16 protein-coding genes and 1 rRNA gene are annotated in these 22399 nt (G+C 61.3%); 6 read left to right on the top strand and 11 right to left on the bottom strand.

The annotated features are described in order from the left end of the window. Positions 1-36: 36 nt before the first annotated feature. Positions 37-150, top strand: a 5S ribosomal RNA gene (gene rrf / locus B5G16_RS08370). Between the two features lie 309 nt (positions 151-459). Here the strand turns inward: rrf and B5G16_RS08365 are convergent. The 3 genes from B5G16_RS08365 to dapF are packed head-to-tail and all read right to left on the bottom strand — an operon-like array spanning position 460 to position 2304. Continuing rightward, a complete protein-coding gene (locus tag B5G16_RS08365) occupies positions 460-1263 on the bottom strand; it encodes an alpha/beta fold hydrolase (protein WP_087263192.1) in 804 nt (267 codons plus the stop codon). Between the two features lie 12 nt (positions 1264-1275). Continuing rightward, positions 1276-1470, bottom strand: coding sequence for a hypothetical protein (locus tag B5G16_RS08360; RefSeq protein ID WP_087263190.1), 195 nt, complete (start codon positions 1468-1470; stop codon positions 1276-1278). A 27-nt stretch (positions 1471-1497) separates the two neighbouring features. Then, positions 1498-2304 carry a diaminopimelate epimerase gene (gene dapF / locus B5G16_RS08355; protein WP_087263214.1) on the bottom strand — a complete coding sequence of 269 codons (807 nt, stop codon included), beginning with the start codon at positions 2302-2304 and terminating at the stop codon, positions 1498-1500. Positions 2305-2514: 210 nt separating this feature from the next. On the opposite strand from dapF, the gene B5G16_RS08350 reads away from it, so the two are divergent. Together B5G16_RS08350 and tamL (B5G16_RS08345) are read left to right on the top strand one after the other, a co-directional pair. Then, positions 2515-3261 (top strand): nitroreductase family protein, encoded by a 747-nt coding sequence (locus B5G16_RS08350; protein ID WP_087263188.1) that lies wholly within the window; start codon positions 2515-2517, stop codon positions 3259-3261. Between the two features lie 7 nt (positions 3262-3268). Beyond that, a complete protein-coding gene (gene tamL, locus B5G16_RS08345) occupies positions 3269-5647 on the top strand; it encodes a translocation and assembly module lipoprotein TamL (RefSeq protein WP_087263186.1) in 2379 nt (792 codons plus the stop codon). A gap of 106 nt (positions 5648-5753) precedes the next feature. Here the strand turns inward: tamL (B5G16_RS08345) and tamL (B5G16_RS08340) are convergent, their stop codons facing one another. The 8 genes from tamL (B5G16_RS08340) to B5G16_RS08305 form a co-directional block, all read right to left on the bottom strand. Next, positions 5754-8063 carry a translocation and assembly module lipoprotein TamL gene (tamL, locus tag B5G16_RS08340; RefSeq protein WP_087263184.1) on the bottom strand — a complete coding sequence of 770 codons (2310 nt, stop codon included), beginning with the start codon at positions 8061-8063 and terminating at the stop codon, positions 5754-5756. Next, entirely contained in the window at positions 8044-12762 is a 4719-nt protein-coding gene (locus tag B5G16_RS08335; RefSeq protein WP_335340992.1) for a translocation/assembly module TamB domain-containing protein, read from the bottom strand. Before B5G16_RS08335 ends, tamL (B5G16_RS08340) begins: the two co-directional genes overlap by 20 nt. Positions 12763-12880: 118 nt before the next feature. Further along, positions 12881-13792 carry a helix-turn-helix domain-containing protein gene (locus B5G16_RS08330; protein WP_087263182.1) on the bottom strand — a complete coding sequence of 304 codons (912 nt, stop codon included), beginning with the start codon at positions 13790-13792 and terminating at the stop codon, positions 12881-12883. 290 nt (positions 13793-14082) lie between these two features. Next, positions 14083-14625 (bottom strand): OmpH family outer membrane protein, encoded by a 543-nt coding sequence (locus B5G16_RS08325; protein WP_087263180.1) that lies wholly within the window; start codon positions 14623-14625, stop codon positions 14083-14085. A gap of 29 nt (positions 14626-14654) precedes the next feature. Next, entirely contained in the window at positions 14655-15164 is a 510-nt protein-coding gene (locus B5G16_RS08320; protein ID WP_087263178.1) for an OmpH family outer membrane protein, read from the bottom strand. Positions 15165-15257: 93 nt separating this feature from the next. After that, a complete protein-coding gene (gene bamA / locus B5G16_RS08315; RefSeq protein WP_087263175.1) occupies positions 15258-17801 on the bottom strand; it encodes an outer membrane protein assembly factor BamA in 2544 nt (847 codons plus the stop codon). Positions 17802-17834: 33 nt separating this feature from the next. Then, complete coding sequence (locus tag B5G16_RS08310) at positions 17835-18551, bottom strand: isoprenyl transferase (RefSeq protein ID WP_087263172.1); 717 nt, start codon at positions 18549-18551, stop codon at positions 17835-17837. 68 nt (positions 18552-18619) lie between these two features. After that, positions 18620-19498: an NAD(+)/NADH kinase gene (locus tag B5G16_RS08305; protein WP_087263170.1), complete on the bottom strand. Its 879-nt coding sequence runs from the start codon at positions 19496-19498 to the stop codon at positions 18620-18622. A 116-nt stretch (positions 19499-19614) separates the two neighbouring features. Between B5G16_RS08305 and B5G16_RS08300 the strand changes: the two genes are divergently transcribed. The 3 genes from B5G16_RS08300 to B5G16_RS08290 are packed head-to-tail and all read left to right on the top strand — an operon-like array spanning position 19615 to position 22389. After that, positions 19615-20334, top strand: coding sequence for a pyridoxine 5'-phosphate synthase (locus tag B5G16_RS08300; protein ID WP_087263168.1), 720 nt, complete (start codon positions 19615-19617; stop codon positions 20332-20334). A gap of 2 nt (positions 20335-20336) precedes the next feature. After that, complete coding sequence (locus tag B5G16_RS08295) at positions 20337-20984, top strand: GDSL-type esterase/lipase family protein (protein ID WP_087263210.1); 648 nt, start codon at positions 20337-20339, stop codon at positions 20982-20984. 4 nt (positions 20985-20988) lie between these two features. Further along, on the top strand, positions 20989-22389 hold the full coding sequence (locus B5G16_RS08290; protein WP_087263166.1) for a CCA tRNA nucleotidyltransferase: 1401 nt from the start codon (positions 20989-20991) through the stop codon (positions 22387-22389). Positions 22390-22399: the final 10 nt, after the last annotated feature.

Below are 22399 nucleotides of genomic sequence, written 5' to 3'. Positions count from 1 at the left end.
TATCGGGAATGTATCTCCCTCTGTGAAAACGTTCTTTTAGGTGGTTATAGCAGTGAGGTTCCACCTCTTCCCATTCCGAACAGAGAAGTTAAGCTCACTAACGCCGATGGTACTGCGGTCATCCCGTGGGAGAGTAGGTAGCCGCCTCTTCAAGGTCAGATCGAAAGGTCTGACCTTTTTTGTTTTTATGTTTATAGCCGGGAGCGAGGGAGGAGAGTTCGTGATGCCTTGCCGGCTGAACGGGAGGGGCCGGATCTGAAAGGGTCGGAGGAGGGGACAACGAGTTTTACGTTCGGGATTCTGGCCCGATAACCGATGCCGGGAAAGGCGACAGGCCGCCAAAGTTGCAGACAGATTTTGAAAATCTCTCCTTGACAGAAACAGGCTACGATGAAAAAAGAGGACCGGCTTTCATAGGACCGTTCCTCTTTGGCTTTTTGGTTGGATCTTCTTACCGGATTATTTCGCCGTCCTGACAAAGTCAAGTAATGCCTGGGCCGTTGCTTCGGGCTCTTCGAGAAAGCCCATGTGTCCCGAATTTTCGAGCCAGACAACCCGGGCTTCGGGATGGTCGGCGACCATCTTCTCGGCTACCTCTGCCGGAATGTATCCGTCCTTGCGCCCGAGAATGAAGAGCACCGGGACCTTTGTTGCCCGCAACATCGCATTCTGATCCTTGCGGCCGATCATGCCGTTCAGAAGCGCTACGATCCCGTCGTCTTCGGTAACGAAAACCTGCTCGGTCAGATCCTCGATGTAATCCTTCATCCGGTCGCGGTTCTCCTCGGCAAAGCCCGCCGCCGGGGCGACCCGCGCCAGCAGTTCCTTCTTTCCCGCCCGTACAAGGGCGATCTCGCGTCGTCGGTTCTCGGCCTTCTCCGGCGTGTCGGGGTTGGGCGTCGAGCTCAACAGCACCACTCCGTCGAGCATCTCCGGGTGGCGTTCGCAGAAGGCAAGCGCCACGTAGCCGCCCATCGAGTGCCCGACGAGCGTACAGCGGGCAATTCCCAACGCCCGGAGGGCATCGGCCACCGTGTCGGCCAGGAAATCCATCGAATGTTCTTCGCCCTGAACGACCGAGATGCCGTGTCCCGGCAGATCGAGCGTCACGACCCGGACCTCCTTATATAAATAAGGTATGAAATCCTCCCAGACGAGCATCGATTCGAGATAACCGTGCAGCAGGACGATGCAGTGGTCGCCTTTCTGGGAGTCGCAGATGTGCAGGGCAGTGGGACCTGCCATGATGAATTTTTCGATCATGCGCAATCTGGGTTATTCTTCCTCGTCATCGAGGTAATCGAGAGCGGATTCGCGCTTGACATAGGATGTGTACTCCTCATCGTCGTCCTCCTCGAATTTGCTGTACAGTGCATGCCGTTCCTTGCCGCTTTTGCGCATGGGTTCGAGGCGTTTGGCTTTTCGAAGTTCGTCCGCGTCGTGTTCGCGGATTCCCTTTTGTGTTTTCATGGGTGGGGAAATGGAGATGGTTGGTGTTTAGAAATTTTCGCTGTCGAACGTGCCGGTGAAGACACGGCGGGCCGGGCCCGTCAGACGGACGTCCGTATAAATCTGCGTTTGTGCCTCATGCGAAAAACGTACCGCAAGCTCACCGCCCGGCACCGAAACCGCATAACGCTCCGTGAGGGGCTGCCGTGCGAAGTTGGTGACGATGGCGGCTGCGGTGGCCCCGGTTCCGCAGGCGAGGGTTTCGTTCTCCACGCCGCGTTCGTAGGTGCGGACCCGGATGTTTCCGGGGCCTGTGATTTGGACGAAGTTGACGTTCGTACCCTGCGGGAAGCGGCCCGTGTCATAGCGGATCGGGCGTCCGCGTTCCACGACGTCGACCGACGCGATGTCGTCGACGAACTCCACGTAGTGAGGGACTCCCGTATTGAGGAACCACCACCCGTTGCCTTCGCGGATGTCGCGTACGGCGATCATGCCCAATTCGATCTCGCCGAAGAGTCCTTTTGTCCGGCGGATCCGGGCGGTGTGGAGTCCGTCCGGGGCGTCGAAGAATTTGGTTTCGCCGCCGATTCCGAGGTGCTCGGCGAAGAGCGTGAAGCAACGGGCGCCGTTTCCGCACATCTCGCCTTCGGAGCCGTCGGCGTTGAAGTAGCGCATCGAACAGTCGATCTCGGCGTTGTGTCCGAGGGTCATCAGTCCGTCGGCTCCGATCCCGAAATGGCGGTCGCACAGTCGGGCGATCCGCTCCGCCGCGGGCGTGAAGAGCCCTTCGCGGTTGTCGATCAGGATGAAGTCGTTTCCGGCTCCTTCGTATTTTGCAAATTCCAATTGCACCATTCGGATGTTTAGTCCCGACAAATCGGTAACCTGACGGTTGTTCCCGGGACGGGCGGCATCCGGTCAGACCTCTTTGTGCAGCGGTTTATCCTACGCAAAAATAGTAAAACTTCTAAAAGTTTTGCTACTTTTGTAAAAAATATCCGCCGATCCGCCGTGACGAGCGGAGGATTTGTTTTACAAGCCTGTATTTTAATCGGTTCATCTATGAAAAGTGTGCTTTTCAAGCATCGTTCGATACGCAAGTTCCGCCCGACCCCGATCCCCGATGAGGTGCTGCAAGAGTGCCTCGAAGCGGCCACGCGGGCCTCGACATGCGGCAACATGCAGCTCTATTCGCTGATCGTGACCCGCGACCGGGCCCTGCGCGAGAAGTTGTCCCCGTGCCATTTCAATCAGCCGATGGTCCTCGAGGCGCCGTGCCTGGTGACGGTCTGCGCCGACGTGCATCGTTTCACGATGTGGTGCGAACAGCGCGATGCCGATCCGGCCTACGACAACTTCGCGTGGTTCCTGAACGCCTCGGCGGATGCGTGGCTGGCGACGCAGAACCTCTGCGTGGAGGCCGAACTGCACGGACTGGGCATCTGTATTCTCGGCACGACGATCTATACCGCGGGCGATATTTCGCGGATCTTGGAACTCCCGAAGGGCGTGATTCCGCTGACGGCCGTGGTGCTGGGCTATCCGGACGAGTCGCCGGCACTGACCGACCGTCTGCCGTTGGAGGCGGTTGTCCACTATGAGAAATATACGGATTATACGGCGGCGGAGATCGACGAGCTGTGGGCCGAACGCGAGGAGTCGGAGCTCACGAAACGGCTGCTGGCCGAGAACGGTCTTCCGAATCTGGCGAAGATCTTCACCGAACGCCGCTATGTGCGTCGGGACAATCTGGCGATTTCGGAGTCCTATTTCGAACTGTTGAAGGAGAAGGGATTTTTCAACCAGTGAGCGAATCGTGCGAGGGTCGTGCCGCATACTTTTAGCCGTGCTGTCGGGCCTTGTCTGCTCGGCGTGCAGCGTCACGCGGCAGATTCCCGAGGGGCAGTACCTGCTCCGGAAGGTGAAAATCGAGGATGACCGCACGGTCCCGCGGCGGGACCGGATTCTGGCGTCGGAGTTGGAGAAGTACGTGCGCCAGACGCCGAACAAACGCTTCCTGGGTACGAACTTCTATGTCTGGCTCTACGAACAGGCCAATCCGGCGAAGGAGAACCGCTGGAACGAGTGGAAGCGCAAGATCGGCGAGGCCCCCGTGCTGCTGGACCAGAGTCTGACGCAGAAGAGCGCCGAGAACCTGAAAGTCTATATGGACTCGAAGGGCTTCTTCAATTCGCAGGTGTCGTTCCGGATCGACACGCTGTCGCGGCGACGCCGGGCGAAGGTGGTCTACCGCACGCATCAGGGCGCGCCGTACCGCATCGACTCGATCTCGTACGAATTCCGGGACAAGTTCCTCGAACAGCTCGTTCTGCCCGACACGTCGCGGTCGCTGCTGCGGCGGGGTGCGATCTACGACGTCACGGTGCTGGATGCCGAACGGGAGCGTATTACGGAGTACCTCCGGGACCGGGGCTACTACAACTTTTCGGTCAACAACATCATGTATCTGGCCGACACGCTGGGCGGCAACCGGGAGGTGGACCTCCGGGTGGTCGTCAAGCAGTATCTCGCGGGCTACGACGAGCGCGGGCAGGCCGTCATGGACAACAACATGGTCTACCGCATCGACCGGATCAACATCTTTCCGGATTACGACCCGACGGACCTCCGCAACGATACGACCTGCTTTTCGCGCCTCGACACGCTTCACTACCGGGGTCTGAACATCATCTACGAGAAGCGCCCGAATCTCCGTCCGCGGGTGCTCCGCCAGACGGTGCCGCTCTACCCGAACTATATCTACAATGCGTCGCAGGTCAACCGTACCTACGGCGAGCTGATGTCGCTGGGTTACTTCAAGAGTACGCGCATCGCCTTCGAGGAGCAGCCCCGGCGTGAGGACACGACGAGTTACGTGTCGTTCATCGGGGCTACGGCCGACTCGACGCAGATGCTCTATACGCGCGAGGGCTACCTGACGTGCAACATTCTCTGCACGCCGACGCTCCGTCAGAGCGTGAAGGTGGACCTCGAAGGGAGCACGACGTCGAGTTTCTACGGTTTGAAGGCCACCGTGGGGTACCAGAACCGGAATATCTTCCGCGGGGCCGAGTCGTTCGACATTTCGTTTGCGGCGGGCTACGAGTTCATGAAGGCTCCGGACGCGCGGACGAAACGGGCCACGGAGTTCGGTATCACGACGGGTCTGACCTTCCCGCGGTTCCTGGCGCCGTGGCACATGCGGCGTTTCCGGAACGTGAATCAGCCGCGGACGAAGATCGAGGTGTCGGTGAATTTCCAGGACCGGCCCTATTATGCGCGGACGTTGTCGAGTGCAGGTTTCACCTACCTGTGGACGAACAACCGCTATTCGAGTTTCTCGCTGCGGCCGATCGATATCAACGTGATCGACATGACCCGGCCCGTGGACCCGGAGTTTCTGGGCAATACGCAGAACAAGTACCTGATCAACAGCTTCCAGACGCAGTTCATCGGAGGGCTCTCGTTCGGATACAGCTACAACAACCAGCGGAAGAACTTCGGTGGGAATGCCACCACGATCCGCTTCAATGCCGAGACGGCGGGCAACCTGATCGACGCCGTGGAGCACGCCTTCTACCACCCGGCGGCGGGTAAGGAGTACTATACGATCTTCGGGATCCGCTATTCGCAGTATTTCCGTGCGGATTTGAGCATCAGCCGCAAGGTCATGCTGGGCGAGGTCGCGGCGCTGGTCGGGCATCTCTACGGCGGCGTGGCCATGGCCTACGGGAACTCGGAGTCGGTTCCGTTCGACCGCCAGTTCTATTGCGGCGGCAGCAACGGCATGCGGGGCTGGACGCCCCGGACCCTCGGCCAGGGCTCCGTGGCGGACCCGCACAATGCCTATCCGGTGCAGACGGGCGACGTGAAGCTGGAAGCGAATCTGGAACTGCGTTTCCCGATCTGGGGCATCGTCCACGGTGCGACGTTCTTCGATCTGGGCAACATCTGGTACATCCGCCAGCATCCGACGGAGTATTCGGACGATGCGGTCTTCCATTTCGACCGCTTCTACAAGCAGCTGGGATTCAATACGGGTCTCGGACTGCGTTTCGACATCAAGTTCGCGGTGCTGCGCCTCGACTGGGGTATCCAGCTGCACAATCCGAACAATCCGGCCGGGGAGCGCTGGATCCACAATTTCAAGTGGAAGAATACGGCGCTGAACTTCGGTGTGGGCTATCCGTTTTAGCTTCGGCTGATCCTCTTCCGGCCGACACGTCTCTCCTGTCCGACATTCTCCCTGTCCGACACGTCTCTTCCGGCCGACATTCTCCCTTCGCCCTTGCTCGACAGGGTCAGAAGGGATATCCGATGGCGAGGTGGAATCCCAGTCCGTCCCTGAAACTCGAAATGTTGTAATACCCCTTCTTGTCGGGGTTCGGATAGGGGGTGTGGAGCCCGATTCCGAGGTCGGCGCGGATGACCAGATAGCTGATGTCGTACCGCAGTCCGAATCCGGTTCCGAGGGCGATCTCGTCGAGCAACCCTTTCCATTTGAGTTCGGCGCCCGGGCGGTTCGGGTCGTTTTTCAGCAGCCAGACATTCCCGGCATCGAGGAAGACGGCGCCGTTCAGCCGTCCCATGATTCCGAAACGGTATTCGATGTTGGCTTCGAGTTTGAAATCACCCGTCTGATCGAGGTATCCGTCGCTGTCGTCGGCAGGCGGGCGGTAGCTTCCGGGGCCGATCGACCGGACGGTGAAGGCGCGGATGCTGTTCGCTCCGCCGATGTAGAACTGCTCGCTGTACGGCATCACCTCGGAGTTTCCGTAGGCATACCCCACGCCGACGAGGAAGCGCGTGGCGAGCCAGTTGTTGCGGCGGCCGATGCGGTGGTAGAACTTCACTTCGCTGATCTCCTTGGCGAACTGCGAGAAGCGGTTTCCGAAGAGCTCCTGGGGCTGCCGTTCGCCGAAGGCGCGCAGGATGCCGGAGAGGAGGTTGCCGGCGGCCGTGAGGCTGTTCTGCCAGTAGAAGCGGCGGTTTCCGGTGGCCCCGTAGGTCTTGTCGAAGGTGTAGGTGTAGCTGATCGAGGGGACGAACTGGTTGCGGAAACTCATGGCGATGGAGGGGTTCTCCTCCATGGTCTGGTCGAAGCTGGCGGTCGTATGCAGGAGCCGGTTGTAGGTGAGCTTGAAGACGGTCAGGCCGTGGTGGCTGTACGGCGAGGTGCGGAAGTTGTATCCGGCCGATCCGCTGAATGCGATCAGGTGGAAGAAGCGGGGGCGGTTCATCAGCTCGACGCCTAACTGGAAGGCCGTGGAGCCGGGATAGCGCAGCCGGGAGACCCATCCTTCGGGAAGCAGCAGCCGCGGAAGATTCAGGTTCGAGGTCAGACCGAGTTCGTAGGAGTTCATCCGCGAGGTCTGGCCTCCGGAGTTTTTGTTTCCGGTCTGCCACTCGTAGGAGCCGGTGAGTTTGACGTCGAGGACCTCGCCGCCGCGGAAGAGGTTGTTGTTGCTGACTTTGAGCGTTATGCCGGGGCCGATGAAGCTGTTCGACTTGGAGGTCGCATCGGTTTCGAGGGCGACTTCCAACGGGTAGTCGAACTGTGCGTCGATCGCCACGTCGAGGGTGTCGCCCCCGCGCAGCGAGTCGAGCGGCGTGACGGAGAGGTTCACCGAGCGGAAGATCCCCAGTTGGTTGAGTTCGTTTTGGGTCCGGTTCTGGGCATCGACGGTGAAGAGCTGCCCGGGACGGAGCGTGAGGGCGCGCTGCAATACCCGGGGACGGATCTTCATCGGGCGTTGAGCGATCACCGTGGCGTTGCGGAGCCGGAGGGTGTCCCGGGGCCCGGGTCGGAGGTTCCGCAGGCGGACGGTGACGTCGCCCACGCGGTAGGGTTTCAGCGCCACGGCCGGGAGGTTGGGTTTGAGCGTCAGCCGCAGGTCGACGCGCTGCGGCCGGAGGGTGGTGTCGGCGAGGAATTCGAGGTATTCGGGCCGGAAGTAGTAGTATCCGCGGTTGCGCAGGAGGCCGGTGATGCGCTGCCGTTCGGCGGTGAGCGTGTCGAGGTTGTACTGGGCGCCGGTGCGGAGCAGCGACGTGGCGCGGAGGCTGTCGATGAGCGGGTCCATGCCGGGGTTCACCGTCGGATAGGCGATCTCTCCGTAGAACCAGGGTTCGGCGATGCGGAGCGTGTAGTCGACTTTGGCCTTTCGTCCGTGCTTGCGGTAGCGCAGCGAGTCGGAGACCGAGGATCCGAAGTATCCGAAGTTGGCGAGGGCCTGTTCGGCAACCTGGGTGCGCAGCCCGGGCTGGACCTTCGAGAGGAGGACGGGCTCCTTGGCGAGGCGTTTGAAGAACCAGTATTTGAATCCCTTTTCGCGGGGCGTGTAGCAGTAGTTCCAGGCCCAGAGTCCGATCGGGAGGGGAGTCCGGAGCCAGGGGCTGTACAGCGGGTTGTTGGGGGCCACGGAGAGGGGCTGGCGGGCGGCCTCCTCGGCGGCCGTGGAGAGCACGACCCCCGAATCGGGTTGGATCCGGAGCTTCTTCACGCCCGTGTAGAGCACCTCGCCCTCCGGGATGCGGCGGACGGTGGAGCAGGCCGCGGCGGAGAGCAGCCCCACGGCGACGAGAATCCTTCTAATGCGCATCGTCTTCATGTTGCTGCTTCGGTTTTGCTGCGGGCTTCGACGACCGGAAGAGATCGCCCAGCCGCGAGAGGCGTTTGCGGATGACGAATCCGACGCCGGTTTCGGTGATCTCGCCTTCGAGGATGCTTTCGTAGCCGGTGTGTCGGAAGACGCGGATGTACATGTTGTCGCGTTTGTCGAGCATGTATTCGATCGAGATGTCGTCGATGAGGTTCTCCTTGAGGTTCTGCGTCGGGTCGGCGTCGGTGCTGAACTTGCCGCCGATGACGGCGCGTATGCGGTTGCTGAACAGGTTTTTGGAGAGCCGGTAGGAGTAGTCGGTACGCTGTCCGTTGGGGTCGTCCTGCCCGTAGGAGTCGATGCCGAACGAGAGGTCGACGCCTTTGAGGTTGTTCTGCGCCCACTGGTTCAGCTCGTTCTGGATGAAGGTGTTGAGCGGGTTCTCGGAGCTGACTTTGGCCGTGGTTCCGGGACCCGTGTAGGTGTTGTATATCAACAGGTTCATGGCCTGGTTGGCGCGTTGTTCGGCCGTCAGCGAGTTGAGCTGGTTCTGCATCGTGAGGTCTTCGGGGGCGGCGAGTCCGAAGCTGATCGCCAGATCGGTGAGCGTGTTGCGGATGTTGATCGAGATGTCGAAGTTCACCGGGCGAGTCTCCTGCCCGTCGTCGGAGGAGACGTTGGCGCGGACGCTCTCCACGGCGGTGATGTTGAATGCGGGGTCGGCGGGATTCCCGTTCCATTCGACATAGCTCCCGGGTTGGATCTTGAAGACCTTCTGTGCGATGACGGGCGGGTTGTAGCGGACGGTGCCTCCGGAGAGGACGTATTTGCCCGCCAGCCGGGTGTCGCCCAGCGGATTCATCGTGTAGGAGAGGTTCCCGCCGCCGCGCAGGTCGATGCGGTTGCTGCCGTCGGGCGAGAGGTCGACGGCGGCCTTGACGTCGCTGTTGATGTCGACGTTCAGCGCCATGTCGAGCCCTCCGATCCGGATGGGCGGGAGATCGGAGGGCGGCTCCTGCGTGTCGAGCTCCTCGAACGAGACGAACGAAACGACGTTCTGCGACTGCGGCTTGACCTCCAGCGGGGAGCTCTGCATGACGTAGTTGATGTCGGTGCCGCCGAGCAGGGCGACGTTGCCGCGGATCGAGAGTTCATCGACCGGGCCCTTGACCGAGGTGTTCAGGTCGAGGTAGGCTTCGCCGTAGACGGTCGTCCGCTCCTTGCGGGGGACGTTCACGAGCTGGAAGTCGGCGGCACGTAGCGTGAGGTCGGTGCTCATGCGGCTGAAATCCGAGAGGTCGACTTCGCCGTCGATCGTGAGCGGCTTCCGGTTCGGAGCAAGGAGGGCGTAGCGGTCGAAGCGGACGCGGCTGCGGTCGAAGCGGATGGTGTCCCCGGCGAATCGGAAGGCCGTGCCGATCATCGGGACGCGGACCGAGGCGGCGGCGAAGTGCAGTCTGCCGTTGAGGAGCGGCTGTGCGGGGGAACCCGTGGCGTCGATCCTTCCGGCGAGGACGCCGGAGAGCTGCACGAGGTCGTCGGGCAGGAAGACGTTGGCCCGTTGCAGGGGGAATCCCGGAATGAGGAGTGCCGCGTCAAGCGGATCCGCTGCCTCTTTGCGGTAGTCGGCGCGTGCCGAGAGCACGTCGAGCGAGTCGAGCGTGAGCCGCACGTTGGCCCGCTGCCGGCCCTCGCCCTGTGCATAACGGGCCGCAAGGGCGACGTCCCCGAAGCGCTGCCGGTCGTAGGTGAGGCTGTCGACGGCCACCTCGCCCCGCAGCGCGAGGGTGTCGGCCCCCATGTGCAGCATGAGATCGCTTCCCAGCACGCCGTCGAGGGGCGGGGCCGCGGGCAGCAGTCCCAGAATGGACCCGATCCCCAGTCCGGCCATCCCGACACGAATTCCCTCCATGCCGGCCTCGGCTGGCTGCGAGTGGATGGCGAACCGCTGCGGGCCCCGGGTGAGGTCGAGGTCGGCGCTCAACCGCTTGTCGAAGCGGTAGACGAGGTAGTTGCCGGGATTGACGCTCCACGGCTCGAATCCGAACCGGGGATCTTCGCCGAGCGAGATCCGCACGAGGGAGTCTGTCCACGCGGCGTCGATCTCCGAGCACAGCCCGACGCGCCCGCTCCGGTCACGCTGGGAGAGGAACAGACGCGCGGTGTTCTGCACCACGTCGCCGTAGAGGGCTGCGGTGGCTATGTGGTCCAGATTTCCGGGGGCGTTGGCGGCCCGGAGCGCATACTGCAAGCGGGGACCGTCCTGCCGGAGCGAGAGCTCCGTGGTGTCGATCCGGATGCCGCCCGAGGTCAGCCCCTCGATGCGCAGGGCAAGGGCCACGGGCAGCGAGTCGGCGTTTCCGCCGTGGAGTTCCAGCCTCCGGAAGGAGGCGTTTTTCGTGCGCAGGAAGTTGTTCAGGATATTCTCCTGCCCGGCCGAGAGTTCCATCCGGAAGTCGGGCAGGGCGGGTTTCAGCGAATCCATGTCGACGCATTGGGTGTCGATCTGCCGCATCAGCGTCGCAAGACTCCGGGGCAGGGCGGCCCGGAGCGAATCGAGCGATTCCGGAGCGCGGAACGTCCACCGCAGATCTCCCGACTGCACTTCGGCCCGGACCGACGTCGAATCGGTGCGGACTTCGAGAGTGGTCGGTCGGATGCGGTCCGTCTGCATGCCGTTGCGGATGGCGATGCTGTCCAGCGCGATGCGGGCGTCGTAACACCCCGGTCCGGCGGCCGAGGCCTCGGCGTCGAGGAGGAAGAGCCCGCCGATCGGCTCCGGGAGGAATCCCAGTGCCGCGAGGTCGAACCATCCGACCTGTCCCGACACGCGGACCTGCTGTTGCTCCCGGCTCATCCGGCCGTCGATTCCGAGGGCGATCCGCAGCGCCGAGTCGCGGTCTTCGATCCGTCCCGCGAGCTGCTGCTCCGCCAGATTGGCCTCCACGCCGATCCCTCCGAAGTCGCGGCCTCGATACTCCGCATGGGAAATCTCCAACCGGATCCGGCTCCGCGTCGCCGCGCTGAACGGATCGAACCCTTCGCCCTGTGCGTCGAGCGTCAGATCGAGCCTTCCGAGCGAATCGTGGGGCAGGAAGCGGTTCAGCGGGAAACTGTCGCAGCGGAGTTCGGCCGCATATTGCTGCCGCCGGCCGTCGAAGCGTCCCTTCACTCCGATCTGCCCTCCGCCGGCGGTCAGGAGCGACGTCAGGGCATAGGCTCCGCGGTCGGCCGCGGCCGTGCCCTGCAATCCGATGCGTTCGGGCAGCGCCACCCGGCGGCGCAGCGCCGTGTCGGGCAGGATCTCCAACAGGAAGGCCGGGTCGCGGAGATCGCCCCGGAAGCGGGCCGATGCCGCTATCCGTTGCGGGTCGAGCGGATATTTCGCCGTCCCGTCCACGGTCAGCGCGAGATGCCCGGGCGAGGAGAGTTCGAGACCGATGCGGGCGAGCTCCTCCAACGTGCCGTTGGCTGCAAGATGCAGCCGCAGCGGCCGGTTGTCCAGCGGTGCGGGGAGCAGTGACGGTGCCAGCAGCGCCAGTTCCGCGGTATTCACGTCGGCCTCCGCATCGGCCGTCAGCGGGGCGGCAGGATTCGTTTGCAATATGCCGGGGCCGGTCTTGACGTCGGCCCGGATGTGCGAATTCCGCGTGGTGAGATCGAATCCGGTGAGCGCGATCCCCTCGGGCCCCATTTCGAACCGGCCGCGGGTCTGTTCGACCGAGAGCCCGCAGCGCTCCTTGAATGCCAGTTGCCGGATTTGCAGGGCGATGTCGCTGCCCCGGTTGCGGAGCGAATCGAGCGAGAGTTCAAGCCCGGAGATCTGGATATACTCCGGATCGAATCCTGCCGTCGGGTGGTGTCCCCATACGCCGTAGGTGACCTGGTCCTCTGTCAGTGCAATCTCCCCGATCCGGACGGTCCAGGGTTGTGCGGATGGCTCCGCCTCGGGTTGAACCTCCGGTGCCGCCTGCTCCGTTTCCGTCCCCTTCGGAAGGGTCAGGTAGGTGCAGGCGCTGCGGTCCAGCCGGAAGCGTGCGACGCTGACCTGCTGCCCGCCCAGCTCCACTCGGCACGTATCGGCTCCTGCCTCGCCCACCTGTACGGAGAGCCCCCGGATGTCGGGCGCGGTCTCCATTTCGAACGAAGTGTTCCGGATGGCGATTGCCGCGAGGCCGATCGTCCACGGCTGGGCGGGCGCCGTGTCGGGTTTCTCGACGCTTTCGCTGCTTCCCGGACGCAGGAACGCCCCGGCATCGTCGAGCACGATCCGCCCGACGGCCGCCTCCCGGGTGCGCAGATCGGCCGCAACCCGTTCCACATCCAGACGTCCGGCCGTCAGCCGCATGCCGAACCCCGTCACGGAGTCCCGGTAGCAGGCCGCGAGACGTTCGATCCCGAACGTCCGGACGACGGCCTTTTTGCGCAGCAGGGGCCACGGATCGACGTCGAGACGGATCCGTCCGCAGTCGACCAGCGTGTCGCTGCGGTCGATCAGCCGCACCTGCTCGACCGTGAGCCGCAGGGGAAATGCCAGCCGCAGCCCTCCGACGGAGAGCTCCATGCCGAGGGCCTTCGAGACCGGGCCGACGGCCTTGTGCAGGGCAAACTCCTGCACGGTCGGCACGTACAGCAGGACGATGCAGATCAGCGGAAGCGACAGCAGGACGAGGAGTGTGCGGAACGCATATTTGAGGACCTTTCTCACGATCGACCGGAAAACTCGGAAATTCTCCTGCAAGGTACAAAAAGCGGACGATTAAATCTTCCTCCGCGGCAAAAAAAGGTCCGAAAGAGCGTGTGCAGCGTCTTTTTCGAGGGGCGTTTTACGGTTGGGCCTTGTAGTGGGAGGGCGACATGCCGGTGTTGCGCTTGAAATAGCTGCCGAAGAACGACTGGTTCGGGAAGTTCAGTGCGTAGGCGATCTCCTGCACGCTCATGTCGGAGTATTTGAGCAGCGTCTTGGCTTCGAGAATGACGAAGCTGTCGATCCATTCCGACGCGGATTTCCCGCTGATGCGTTTGATGAGTGTCGTGAGGTATTTCGGGGTGATGCACAGCTGCCGGGCGTAGAATCCGACGCTTCGTTCGTGCTTGTAGTGTTGGCCGAGGAGCTGTGTGAACTGCGTGAAATACTCTTTGGCCCGGCTGCGGTCGGGGTTTTCGATTTCGGGGTGTTCCGCCAGATAACGCCGCAGGATCTCCCCGACCTTGTAGAGCATGCTGGAAATCAGACCGCCGATGATTTCGGCCGAGAATTCGCTCTCGGGACCTTTGAGCTCCTGTTCGATCAGAACGATGAAATTCCGCAGAGCCTGACACTCCTTGTGGGAGATTTCCAGACACGGACAGGCCGTGAATTGCAGGAACAGCGGCAGCATGCGTTTGGTGTCGAGGTTGATGCGTTTGAGGAAATCCGGCGAGATGGCGATCACGTGTGCCTTTACGGACTCGGCCGAACGGGCTTGCAGGATGCTGTTCGGGCTGAATATGAACATCGAATCCTTTTTGAGCCGGAACTCTTGCAGGTTGAGCAGCCCGGAGGCTTCGCCCTCGGTCCCGACGCCGATGATGAAGGCGTTGATGCGGCACGGGTAGCGGAAGGCTTGCAGATGCGATTCCGTGCTGGCGGCAAGGCACTCGCCCATCAGCCCCGGACGGCTCTCGCCGCCCGAGATCGTGATCAGTTCTTGCAGGGTGAAGCGGTTTATCGGTGCGGAGGCAGATTCTCTGTTCATGGGACGTAAAAAGTTTGCACAAATTTATGTCTATAACGGGAAAGAGTCCCCGAATCGTCTTTTTATGCGACATAATGAACACTACGCGCTCCATTTTGAGGAACGGCAGCCCTGCCAGCCTTGCCAGCCCTGCCTTGTCCTGTCCTGCTCTGCTTTGTCCTCTCCACTTCTCTCTGCTCTGCTCCGCTCCTCTCCGGCCCAGCCCTGTCCTGTTCTGCAAAGCGAACGCCGGATCCCTTCGAAAGGATCCGGCGTCATGGGGAAAATCTCGGAATCAGGCTTCGGACCGATTATTCGGCTGCGGGCGTGGCCGCAGGTTCTTCGGTGATGCCGAGTTCCTTCTTGACTTCGGGAGCGATGTCGGTGAGGTTTGCCTCGTCGAAATAGGCCAGCGAGCCCGTCGAGGTGTCGAAGACAACCAGGTATCCGCCGGCCGCCGAGATCTTGTCGATGGCGTTCTTGGCCTTCTCGATGATCGGGGCGAGGAGTTCGTTCTGTTTCTTCTGATACTCCTGCTGTGCGCGCTCCTGGAACTCACGGATGCGGTTCTGCAAGTCATTCAGATCCTTCTCCTTCATCTCCTTGGCGATGTCGGTGAGCGTGTTGAAGTTCTTCTGGAAATCCTGCAACTTGGTGTTGAACTCGACCTGCATCGTCTCGATGTTGTCCTGGAGCTCCTGTGCATAGGTTTCCATGTTGGTCTGCATGGTCTTGGTTTCGGGCATCGACATGATGATCTCCTGCGTGTTGATGCGTCCGAACTTCTGGGCGAAGAGCGACGTGGAACCCGTCAACAGCACGACTGCAAGGGTTAATTTAAGTGCTTTTTTCATAAAACTTATGCGTTAATGTTTTGATGTTTCTACTGTTGTTTCAGCAGGTCGATGATCTGCTGGGTGCGTTCGACCGTGGGGTTGTTGTAGAGCAGCGTGGGGTTGTTCGACGAGTCGAGCACGAGGTCGGCGCCGATCTCTTTGGCATAGGCCTCGATGGCGGCGAAGACCCGCTTCTGGATCGGCGAGATCTTTTCGATGCGGGTTTTCATCAGCACACCCTCCTTTCCGAAGAGGCTTTCCTGATACTCCTGGGCCTCCTTCTCCTTGGCGAGGATCTGGTTTTCGCGGGCCTGGCGGGCGGACGACGAGAGCGAAGCCTTCTGGTACTGGTAGGTGTTGTAGAGGGACTCGACCTCGGCGAACTTCTCATCCACCTGTTTCTGATACTGTTTGGCCAGCGAATCCAACTCTTCGATGGCGCTGTTGTAGATCTCCATCGACTTGAAGATCTTCTCGCTGTTGACGATTATGTAATTTTGAGCCGTGACGACTCCTGCCATGAGCAGACCTGCCGCTATTGAGATCAGCCGTTTCATAATTTGAAATTTTAAGTGTCGCTTCCGGGAAATCCGGAGTTGTTGTCATAAATATAACTCTTTTCTTTCAAATTTATTGCCATCAGGCTGATTTTAGAACTGCTGTCCGAGTACGAAGTGGAACTGGCTGCCGCTCTTGGTCGTGGAGTTGGCCGGGGGATCGAATCCGTAACCCCAGTCGATTCCGAGCATGCCGACCACGGGCAGATAGAGCCGCACGCCGAAACCGGCCGAGCGCTTGATCTTGAAGGGCGAGAACTCCTTCCAGGAGTCGAAGGCATTACCGCCTTCGAGGAATCCGAGGACATAGATCTGCGACGAGGGTTTGAGGATGATCGGGTATCGCAGCTCGGCGGTGTACTTGTTGTATCCGCGCGAGTAGTAGTTCGAGGGGTCGAGGGCTCCGTCCTCGTAACCGCGCATGCCGATGATGTCGATACCGTAGATGTTGTATCCGGTCATTCCGTCGCCGCCGACTTCATAGCGCTGGAAGGGCGAGACCTTGTTCTTGTTGTAGCTTCCGAGGTATCCCATCTCGGCTTTGAGCATCAGCACGAGGTTCGAGTTGTTGAGGAATCCCTGGAACCACTGGGCCTTGAACTGCCACTTGTGGAACTCGATCCAGCGGTAGCGGTCCTGGTCGCTCATCGACTGGTCGGAGTAGTCCTTTCCGTCCCAGAGCGAGTAGGGGAGCGTGGCCTGCACCGAGGCACTGAACTCCGAACCGCGGCGCGGGTAGATGGGCTGGTCGACGGAGTTTCGTCCGAAGACGAGTTTGAGCGAAAGGAGGTTGGAGTTTCCGTTTTCGACGACGAATCCGGTCCAGTTTTTCAGGTTGTAGCGTTCGTAGCTGGCCTCGGCGTAGAACGTGAAGTAGGGGTCGGGCCAGTTGAGGCGCTTTCCGAGACCGGCGGCGACACCGTAGGTCCGGAAGTACTGCGTGGCGGTCTGCCAGACGTAGTAGGCGTTGTTCTGCTCGGAGATGTGGGCCGAGAAGGTGAACGAGTTGGGTTTCTTGCCGCCGAGCCAGGGGTCGGTGAAGCTCAACGCGAAGGCCTTGTAATAGGTGCCGTTGGTCTGTGCCGAGAGCGAGAGCCGCTGGTTCTGGCCCATGGGGTAGGGCCTCCACGCGCCCTTCTTGAAGAAGTTCTTGACCGAGAGGTTGTTCAGCGTGATGCCGACCGATCCCACGAAGGTGCCCGAACCCCAACCTCCGGCGATGTTGAACTGGTCGGAAGCCTGCTCTTCGAGGGGCCAGTTGATGTCGACCAGCTCGTTCGTGACGGGTTTGATGTCGGGCATGATGGCCTCGGGGTTGAAGTGCCCCATGGAACCCAGCGTGCGGATGGTCTGCATCAGCAGCGAGCGGTTGTAGAGTTCTCCCGGGCGGGTGTAGAGTTCGCGGCGGATGACCTCGTCGTCGACTCTCTGGTTGCCGGAGATGCCGACGTTGTTGATGGTGAACTGCTTGCCCTCGAAGACCTTGACCTCGATGTCGATCGAGTCGGCACCGATGATCGTCTCGGCGGGTTCGATCTGCGACATGAGGTATCCCTCGTTCTGGTAGAGCGACGACACGGACATGGCTTCGGGATCGGTCTCCTTGCCGATGCCGAGTCGTTTGTGCATGGTCTTCTTGTCGTAGGTGTCGCCCGTCTTGACGCCGAACATGCGTTGCAGGTCGTCGGTCTCATAGACCGAGTTGCCGACCCACGAGACGTTGCGGATGTAGTATTTGTTGCCTTCGGAGACTTCGAGGTCGATTCCGATCCGTTTTTCGTTGATCGGGTAGATCGAGTCGCGGACGATGTTGGCGTTGCGGTATCCCTTCGAGTTGTAGAAGTCGATGAGCAGCTCCTTGTCGGCCTCGTAGTCCGTTTCGTTGAGTTTGGCGCCCTTGAAGAAGTTGATGGACTTCTGGTGGGTTTTCTTGAAGGTGCGGCGCAGGCGCTTGTCCTTGAACTGTTCGTTTCCGATGAAGTTGATCCGGCCGATTTTGACCTTCTCCTTGCGGTCGATCAGGAAGGTGACGTTCACGGCCTGTCCGGGTCGGAGCGTGTCGTTGTCGATGCGTACGTCGACCTCGGTGTTGCGGAAGCCCTTTTCGGACCAGTAGTCGCGGATGAGCTTCTTGTTCTTGTCGATGACGTAGTCGGAGAGTTCGCTTCCGCGTTTGAGTTTGAGTTTTTCGAGCAGGTCCTTCTGCTTGCCTTTGGAGATACCCTCGAAGGCCCAGTTGTAGACGCGGGGCCGCTCTTTGAGGAAGACTTCGAGGTCGAGGCTGTCGCCGTCGATTTCGGCGCCGATCTTCACGTCGGAGAAGAAGCGCTGGCTCCAAAACCGGGTGATGGCGTTTGCGATGAAGTTGCTGGGCAGGTAGATCGAGTCGCCCTCGATGAGACCTGCGGATGATTTGAGGACGTCGGGGTTGAGGTATTTTATGCCGTGGACGTTGATTTTGCGGATGTAGTAAAGTTTGGGCTCGCCGCTGTTTTTGAACATCGGGGCGTTTTCCGGGACGGCCGGACGGGGCTCCTGGGCCGTGGAATCCTGGGGGATCCGCTCTTGGGCGAACATATTCGTGCAGCCGAGCAGGAGAAGGGCGGCTGCCATGAATATCTTACGGGAACAGTTCATCTATTATCGTCTGTTGTCAAACTGAAACTTCATTTACTTGGTCACGAGACCGAAACGGCGGTCGCGTCGGGCATACTCCTCGATGGCCTGATCGAAGGTCTCTTCCGTAAAATCGGGCCAGAGCACCTCGGGGAACCAGAACTCCGCATAGGAGGCCTGCCAGAGGAGGAAGTTGCTCAGGCGTTGTTCTCCGCTGGTGCGGATGATCAGGTCGGGATCGGGATAGGGTGCCGTATCGAGGTTTTCCGTGATGGTGGATTCGCAGATCTCCTCGGGCCGGATCTCTTTGTCGGCGACCCGGCGTGCGATGCGCTGCACGGCGCGGGTTATTTCGCTGCGCGAGGAGTAGTTGAGGGCGAGGACGAGGGTCAGGGTCCGGCCCCCGGCGGTCTGCCGTTCGATTTGTTCGAGGGCCGTGCGGACCTTTTCGGAGAAACGTTCGCGCTGGCCGATCATGCGGACGCGGACACCCTGCCGGACGAGTTCGGGGGCCTCGCTGACGACGCACTGGCAGAAGAGCTCCATCAGGGCGTCGACTTCGGGAGCGGGGCGTCCCCAGTTTTCGGTCGAGAACGCATAGAGGGTGAGGACCTGCACGCCGTGGCGTGCGGCCGCGCGCAACGCCGCACGGACGGGTTCCACGCCGGCCGCATGGCCTTGGTGACGTTCCAGTCCGCGCAGTTCGGCCCAGCGGCCGTTTCCGTCCATGATGATGGCGACGTGTTGCGGTATGCGTCTCTGCTCGCTCATAGTAGGGCACAAATATAGGGAAAAATCTGTTAACTGCCGGAAAAAAACCGATAAATGATGCTCCGTACCTAACTGCGTATGTCGATTCCCCACATCATCTTATTGCGTAACGTGTCGTAAAATGATATATTGTGCGGCACGGCGAGAAAAATGGGCTGGTCGGCGCGTCGGATGGTGAACGTGGCGCCGTGGGGGACGGGGTAGTTCCGGTTGTCGAGGGTGACGAAAGCGTCGGAGCGCCGGGCCTGGACCTGGAACGAGATAACGCTCGAATCGGGGATTACGACGGGCCGCATCGTGAGGTTGTGGGGCGCGAGGGGCGAGATGATCAGGCAGCGGCACGTCGGGGCCACGACGGGGCCTCCGGCGCTGAGCGAATAGGCCGTGGAGCCGGTGGGGGTCGAGACGATGAGCCCGTCGCCGTGATAGGTTCCGACCAATTGCCCGTCGACGCGGGTCTCCACGGAGATCATGCCGGCGCCGTGGCGCTGGACGGTGAATTCGTTGAGCGCCAGATAGGAGTCGGGCTGCTGGGGAAAGACGCCCTCGACGTGGAGCAGCGAGCGGGGTTCGGTCTGGATGCGGCCCTCGGCGATCTGGCGGAAGAGGAGTCCGATGTCGCTGTTGGGGGCGCTGGTGAGGAATCCGAGGTGCCCGGCGTTGATGCCCATGACGGGGATGGGGGCGCCGTGGAGACGATGTACGCCTTCGAGCAGGGTTCCGTCGCCGCCGTAGCAGATCATGAGCGAGTTGACGGGCTGGTCGCCGACCTGTTGGCCGTAGATTCTGCGGGGCGGGAGGGTGCATCCGGTGGCATGCCGGAGGATGGGTGCGAACTCCACGTTGACGGCGAAGTCGAATCCGAGTTGTTCGATGGCGCGGAGCATTTCGCGCAGCACTTCGGGTTTGTGTGCGACCCTGGGGCGGGAAAAAAGTATGATTTTCATCCGCGGAGTTTCGAAAAAATCCGTAACTTTACCACGCCGGAAGTCTCCTTGTGCCGCGTTCGGCGCGGCGTCGGGATACGGAAGGCTGGCATATCGACGCAAATATAGCGAAATTTATGACAAAATTGAGTGTAAATATCAATAAGATTGCCGTGATCCGGAATTCCCGCGGGGGCAATCTTCCCGACGTGGTGCGGGCCGCCACGGACATCGAGCGCTTCGGTGCGGACGGAATTACGGTACATCCGCGTCCGGACGGGCGCCATATCCGTTATGACGACGTGCGGAACCTGAAACGGGTCCTGACGACGGAACTGAACATCGAGGGAAATCCCATCCCGTCGTTCGTGGATTTGGTGCTGGAAGTTGTCCCGTCGCAGGTGACGCTCGTCCCGGACGCCCACGACGCCATCACGTCGAATGCCGGCTGGGACACGCTGGCGCACCGGGAGTTCCTGACCGACGTGACGCGGCGTTTCCACGAACGGGGCATCCGGGTTTCGATCTTCGTGGACCCGGTTCCGGCGATGGTTGCCGGGGCGAAGGCGTGCGGCGCCGACCGGGTGGAGCTCTACACCGAGGCCTATGCCCGGGAATATCCCGCGGATCCGGCGCGGGCCGTGGCGCCCTATGTGGCGGCTGCCGAGGAGGCGCGCCGGCAGGGGCTGGGTCTGAATGCGGGGCACGACCTGTCGTTGGAGAACCTCCGCAGCTACGTGGAGCGCATCCCCTGGACCGACGAGGTCTCGATCGGACACGCGCTGATCAGCGACGCCCTCTATTACGGACTGGAAAATACCGTGCAGCTCTACCGCCGGGAACTTAAAAACGCATGAACATGAAACGCATTCTGATTCTTGTTGCCGCGCTGTGGGTTGCCGGTGCGGCCTTCGCCCAGGGCGAATACCACTACCAGCGGCGGAGCCTTTTCAACGTTCTGCCGCTGCATTCGAGCGACATCGTGTTCCTGGGCAACTCGATCACCGACGGATGCGAGTGGGCGGAGTTGTTCCAGAACCGCCACGTGAAGAACCGCGGGATCAGCGGCGACCGCACAGCCTGGCTGCTCGACCGGCTCGATTCGATCATTGCGGCGCATCCGAAGAAACTCTTCCTGATGATCGGGACGAACGATCTGGCGGCGGGGATTTCGCCCGAGGAGATCGTGCGCAACGTTGCGCGGCTGATCGACCGTTTCCAGACGGAGTCGAAGTGGACGAAGATCTACGTGCAGAGCATTCTTCCGGTGAACGGCAAGGACTTTTCGAAATATCGGGGTCACTACGAACATGCGCATCTGATCGTTCCGACGAACAAGCGGCTCGAAGCGCTGTGCGACGAGAAGGGTGTCCAGTACCTCGACGTGTGGGGGGCGCTGGCCGACCACGAGGGGAAACTCGACAAACGCTACACGAACGACGGCCTGCATCTGATGGGGCCGGGCTATCTGGTGTGGCGGGATGCGATCAAAATCCATGTGAAATAGCCGCGTGCCGCTTACCGATCCGATATTCCGGCGCATTTCGCGTCTTGCCGACGAGCAGGGCGTGCGGGCATTCGTCGTCGGGGGCTACGTGCGGGACCACTACCTGCACCGTCCCTCGACGGACATCGACGTCGTGGTCGTCGGGAGCGGCATTGCGCTGGCCGAGGCGTTGGGGCGCGAGTTGCGGACGAAGGTTTCGGTCTTCAAGACCTTCGGCACGGCGATGGTCCGGGCCGGGGGGATCGAGGTGGAGTTCGTCGGGGCGCGCAGGGAGTCCTACACGCGCGATTCGCGCAAACCGGAGGTTGCGCCCGGGACGCTGGAGGACGACCAGCGGCGTCGGGACTTCACGATCAACGCCATGGCATGGTCGCTCAACGGGGCGACGTTCGGCGAACTGGTCGATCCGTTCGACGGGATGTCGGACCTGGAGGATTGCATCATCCGCACGCCGTGCGACCCGGACGTGACCTTCTCGGACGACCCGCTGCGGATGATGCGGGCGGTGCGGTTTGCGTCGCAGCTGGGCTTCACGATCGAGGAGGAGACCTTCGACGCCATCTGCCGCAACGCGGAGCGGATCGGCATCGTCTCGCGCGAACGGATCGCCGTGGAACTGAACAAGATCGTGCTGTCTCCGGTCCCGTCGATGGGTTTCGAACTGTTGGAGATGACGGGGCTGTTGAAACTGATTTTCCCGGAGATGCAGGCGCTGAAAGGGGTCGAGCGCCGAGGCAGGCATGCCCACAAGGACAATTTCTACCATACGTTGAAGGTGCTGGACAACGTTTCGCGGCGTTCGGACGACCTGTGGCTGCGCTGGGCGGCGATCCTGCACGACATCGGCAAGCCGCAGACGAAGGTCTACGACCCGCGCGTGGGGTGGACCTTCCACGGCCACGAGGTCGCCGGGTCGAAGATGGTCCCGGGGATCTTCCGCCAACTGAAACTCCCGCTGAACGAGCACATGAAATTCGTGCAGAAGCTGGTCTTCCTGCACCTGCGCCCGATTATCCTTTCGGAGGATCTGGTGACCGACTCGGCGGTGCGGCGTCTGTTGTTCGAGGCGGGCGACGACGTGGAGGCGCTGATGACGCTGTGCGAGGCGGACATCACGTCGGGGATCGATGCGAAGGTGAAGCGTTACCTGGCGAATTTCGAGTTGGTGCGGCGCAAGATGAAGGATTTGGAGGAGCGCGACCGGATCCGGAACTTCCAGCCGCCGATCACGGGCGAGATCATCATGGAAACCTACGGAATCGGCCCCTGCCGGGTGATCGGGGAGATCAAGGAGGTGATCAAGAATGCGATCCTCGACGGCGAGATCCCGAACGAATACGACGCAGCCTATGCGCTGATGGAGCGTCTGGCGGCCGAGCGGGGGCTCGTGAAGGCGGTGAAATAGGCCGCCGGTC

The sequence above is a fragment of the Alistipes sp. An66 genome (assembly GCF_002161445.1).
Lineage (GTDB): Bacteria > Bacteroidota > Bacteroidia > Bacteroidales > Rikenellaceae > Alistipes > Alistipes cottocaccae.
The sequence above is the reverse complement of the archived record's forward strand: the minus strand, read 5'-3'. Positions and strand labels throughout refer to the sequence as shown.

What these genes read in the sequence shown, in the direction of transcription:
- B5G16_RS08365 (WP_087263192.1), bottom strand. Translation starts at nt 1,263, where the DNA reads ATGATCGAAAAATTCATCATGGCAGGTCCCACTGCCCTGCACATCTGC.
- B5G16_RS08360 (WP_087263190.1), bottom strand. Translation starts at nt 1,470, where the DNA reads ATGAAAACACAAAAGGGAATCCGCGAACACGACGCGGACGAACTTCGA.
- B5G16_RS08350 (WP_087263188.1), top strand. Translation starts at nt 2,515, where the DNA reads ATGAAAAGTGTGCTTTTCAAGCATCGTTCGATACGCAAGTTCCGCCCG.
- tamL (WP_087263184.1), bottom strand. Translation starts at nt 8,063, where the DNA reads ATGAAGACGATGCGCATTAGAAGGATTCTCGTCGCCGTGGGGCTGCTC.
- B5G16_RS08330 (WP_087263182.1), bottom strand. Translation starts at nt 13,792, where the DNA reads ATGAACAGAGAATCTGCCTCCGCACCGATAAACCGCTTCACCCTGCAA.
- B5G16_RS08325 (WP_087263180.1), bottom strand. Translation starts at nt 14,625, where the DNA reads ATGAAAAAAGCACTTAAATTAACCCTTGCAGTCGTGCTGTTGACGGGT.
- B5G16_RS08320 (WP_087263178.1), bottom strand. Translation starts at nt 15,164, where the DNA reads ATGAAACGGCTGATCTCAATAGCGGCAGGTCTGCTCATGGCAGGAGTC.
- bamA (WP_087263175.1), bottom strand. Translation starts at nt 17,801, where the DNA reads ATGAACTGTTCCCGTAAGATATTCATGGCAGCCGCCCTTCTCCTGCTC.
- B5G16_RS08310 (WP_087263172.1), bottom strand. Translation starts at nt 18,551, where the DNA reads ATGAGCGAGCAGAGACGCATACCGCAACACGTCGCCATCATCATGGAC.
- B5G16_RS08305 (WP_087263170.1), bottom strand. Translation starts at nt 19,498, where the DNA reads ATGAAAATCATACTTTTTTCCCGCCCCAGGGTCGCACACAAACCCGAA.
- B5G16_RS08300 (WP_087263168.1), top strand. Translation starts at nt 19,615, where the DNA reads ATGACAAAATTGAGTGTAAATATCAATAAGATTGCCGTGATCCGGAAT.
- B5G16_RS08295 (WP_087263210.1), top strand. Translation starts at nt 20,337, where the DNA reads ATGAAACGCATTCTGATTCTTGTTGCCGCGCTGTGGGTTGCCGGTGCG.